The organism is Streptomyces thermospinosisporus (genome assembly GCF_039526425.1).
GTDB lineage: Bacteria > Actinomycetota > Actinomycetes > Streptomycetales > Streptomycetaceae > Streptomyces > Streptomyces thermocarboxydovorans.
In genome coordinates this window covers 1-3,489 of record NZ_BAAAIZ010000066.1, presented here as the reverse complement: position 1 = coordinate 3,489, position 3,489 = coordinate 1, and the positions used below count along the sequence as shown (strand labels likewise).

Annotated in this window: 2 protein-coding genes; both read left to right on the top strand. The window is 75.5% G+C overall.

Annotated features, from left to right (window positions below; translation table 11 throughout):
* A partial coding sequence (locus ABD207_RS21370; RefSeq protein ID WP_344014699.1) for a 2Fe-2S iron-sulfur cluster-binding protein occupies positions 1 to 1,047 on the top strand: 1,047 nt, incomplete at its 5' end.
* Positions 1,044 to 3,350 carry a xanthine dehydrogenase family protein molybdopterin-binding subunit gene (locus ABD207_RS21365; protein ID WP_344014698.1) on the top strand — a complete coding sequence of 769 codons (2,307 nt, stop codon included), beginning with the start codon at positions 1,044 to 1,046 and terminating at the stop codon, positions 3,348 to 3,350. The genes ABD207_RS21370 and ABD207_RS21365, both read left to right, overlap by 4 nt.
* Positions 3,351 to 3,489 lie beyond the last annotated feature (139 nt).

Genomic DNA, 3,489 nt, shown 5'->3' with positions numbered 1-3,489 from the left:
CAGCGCGCCGCCGAGCCCTACCCTGCGCCCTCCGGCCAGCCGCACTGGCGGCCCGGGACGCACCAGGAACCGGGTGCCGAGGGCGGCCGCGGCGAGTCCCGCGAGCACCCGCAGGACGCCGCACGCCCCGGCGACGCACCCGGTGAGCCGGGCGCGTCCGCCGAGGCCGCTCACCAGGGCCGTGAACAGGACGCCCCGCCCGCGCAGGACGGCCGGCCGCGGGCACAGAACGAGCCGGACGACCGCCCCGGCGACGGCGAGCGCACGGACGTCTCCGCCCCCGACGGCCGCCCGTCGGACGAGCAGGCCCCCGACGCCGGCTCGGGCCGCCCGCAGGACGGGGACGGTACCGACGGCGAGGCCTCCGACGGCGCTCAGCCCGCGCAGGACCAGCTTCCCGCGCCCGTGTACGACGACCACCCCCTCGCCTCCTACGTGCTGCGCGTCAACGGCACCGACCGCCCCGTCGCCGACGCCTGGATCGGCGAGTCGCTGCTCTATGTGCTGCGCGAGCGGCTCGGCCTCGCGGGCGCCAAGGACGGCTGCTCGCAGGGCGAGTGCGGCGCCTGCAACGTGCAGGTCGACGGGCGGCTGGTCGCCTCCTGCCTGGTCCCGGCGGTCACCGCGGCCGGCAGCGAGGTCCGCACCGTGGAGGGGCTCGCCCAGGACGGGCAGCCCTCCGACGTGCAGCGGGCGCTCGCCCGGTGCGGTGCCGTGCAGTGCGGCTTCTGCGTGCCGGGCATGGCGATGACCGTGCACGACCTGCTCGAGGGCAACCCGGCGCCGACCGACCTGGAGACCCGCCAAGCGCTCTGCGGCAACCTGTGCCGCTGCTCCGGCTACCGGGGCGTGGTGGACGCCGTGAAGCAGGTCGTCGCCGAACGCGAGGCCCTCGCCGCGTCCACCGCACCCGAGTCCGAGCCGGGAGCCGAGGCGGACGAGCCCCGTATCCCGCACCAGGCGGGTCCCGGCGCCGGCGGCGTCAACCCGTCGGCGTTCCAGCCCCCGAACGACCAGCCCTACGGCCAGGACGGAGGCCAGGCGTGAGCAACGAAGCAGCCACCGCGCGGGCCGCCGAGGCACTGACCGAGCCGGAGACCATCCCGCATGGCCTCGGCGCCTCCGTGCCGCCCGCCGACGCCCGCGCGAAGACAGAGGGCACCTTCCCGTACGCCGCCGACCTGTGGGCCGAGGGCCTGCTGTGGGCGGCCGTGCTGCGCTCGCCCCACCCGCACGCGCGCATCCTGTCCATCGACACCAGCCACGCACGCACGATGCCCGGGGTGCGCGCCGTCGTCACCCACGAGGACGTCCCCGGCGAGCCGGTCTACGGCCGGGGCAAGGCCGACCGCCCGGTGTTCGCCTCCGAGATCGTGCGCCACCACGGCGAGCCCATCGCCGCCGTCGCCGCCGACCACCCGGACACCGCCCGGATGGCCGCCGCCGCCGTGATCGTCGAGTACGAGGTGCTCGACCCGGTCACCGACCCCGAGCAGGCCTTCGAGGCCGAGCCGCTGCACCCCGACGGCAACCTGATCCGGCACATCCCGCTGCGCCACGGCGACCCCGACGTGGTCGGCGACGTCGTGGTGGAGGGCGCGTACCGCATCGGCCGCCAGGACCCCGCCCCCATCGGCGCCGAGGCCGGACTCGCCGTACCGCGCCCGGACGGCGGCGTGGAGCTGTACCTGGCGTCCACCGACCCGCACGCCGACCGGGACGCCGCCGCCGCCTGCTACGGCCTGGAGCCCGAACGCGTCAAGGTCGTCGTCACCGGCGTCCCCGGAGCCACCGCCGACCGCGAGGACCGCAGCTTCCAGCTCCCGCTCGGGCTGCTGGCGATGAAGACCGGCTGCCCGGTGAAACTCGCCGCCTCCCGCGAGGAGTCCTTCCTCGGCCACACCCACCGGCACCCCACCCTGCTGCGCTACCGGCACCACGCCGACAGCGAGGGCAAGCTGGTCAAGGTCGAGGCGCAGATCCTGCTCGACGCGGGCGCCTACGCCGACACCTCCTCCGACGCGCTGGCCGCCGCCGTCGCCTTCGCCTGCGGCCCCTACGTCGTGCCGAACGCCTTCATCGAGGGCTGGGCCGTACGCACCAACAACCCGCCCAGCGGCCATGTGCGCGGCGAGGGCGCGATGCAGGTGTGCGCCGCGCACGAGGCGCAGATGGACAAGCTCGCCAAGAAGCTCGGCATCGACCCGGCCGAGCTGCGGCTGCGCAACGCCATGGCGACCGGCGACGTGCTGCCCACGGGCCAGACGGTGACCTGCCCGGCCCCGGTGGCGGAGCTGCTGCAGGCCGTGCGCGACCACCCGCTGCCGCCGCTGCCCAAGGACACCCCCGAGGAGGAGTGGCTGCTGCCCGGCGGCCCCGAGGGCGCGGGCGAACCGGGCGCGGTGCGCCGCGGCGTGGGCTACGGCCTGGGCATGGTGCACATGCTGGGCGCGGAGGGCGCCGACGAGGTGTCCACGGCCACGGTGAAGGTCCAGGGCGGAGTGGCGACCGTGCTGTGCGCGGCCGTCGAGACCGGCCAGGGCTTCTCCACGCTGGCCCGGCAGATCGTCCAGGAGACGCTCGGCGTCGAGGAGGTGCACGTCGCGCCGGTGGACACCGACCAGCCGCCGGCCGGCGCGGGCTGCCGGGGCCGGCACACCTGGGTGTCGGGCGGTGCGGTGGAACGCGCGGCGAAGATGGTCCGCACCCAGCTGCTCCAGCCGCTCGCCCACAAGTTCGGCATGTCCGCCGAGCTGCTGCAGATCACCGACGGCAAGATCACCTCGTACGACGGGGTGCTGTCCACGACCGTCGCCGAGGCGCTGGACGGCAAGGAACTGTGGGCCACCGCCCAGTGCCGCCCCCACCCCACGGAGCCGCTGGACGAGGCCGGCCAGGGCGACGCCTTCGTCGGCATGTCCTTCTGCGCCGTCCGGGCCGTCGTCGACGTCGACATCGAGCTGGGCTCGGTACGGGTGGTGGAGCTGGCGGTCGCCCAGGACGTGGGCCGGGTGCTCAACCCGGCGCAGCTGGCCGCGCGGATCGAGGCGGGCGTGACCCAGGGTGTGGGCGTGGCCCTCACCGAGAACCTGCGCACCCCGCGCGGTGTGATCCGCCACCCCGACCTGACCGGCTACGCCCTCCCCACGGCCCTGGACGCCCCCGACATCCACATCGTGAAGCTGGTGGAGGAGCGGGACGTGGTGGCCCCCTTCGGGGCCAAGGCGGTCAGCGCGGTCCCGGTGGTGACGTCCCCGGCGGCCATCGCCTCCGCGGTACGCGCCGCCACCGGCCGCCCGGTCAACCGCCTCCCCATCCGCCCCCAGGCGGCAGTGGTGACCAACGGCTGACCCGGCCCCGCCCTCCTCGGGGCCTCCCGGGGCCGAGGGCAACGTCTTCCGCCCCTCATGCGTCTGTTGTGGTGAAGGCCGTTGATGCTCCTATTGGCTGTCAAGCGGCTTGGAGCCAGTTGCGGTAGGCATTGGCGAG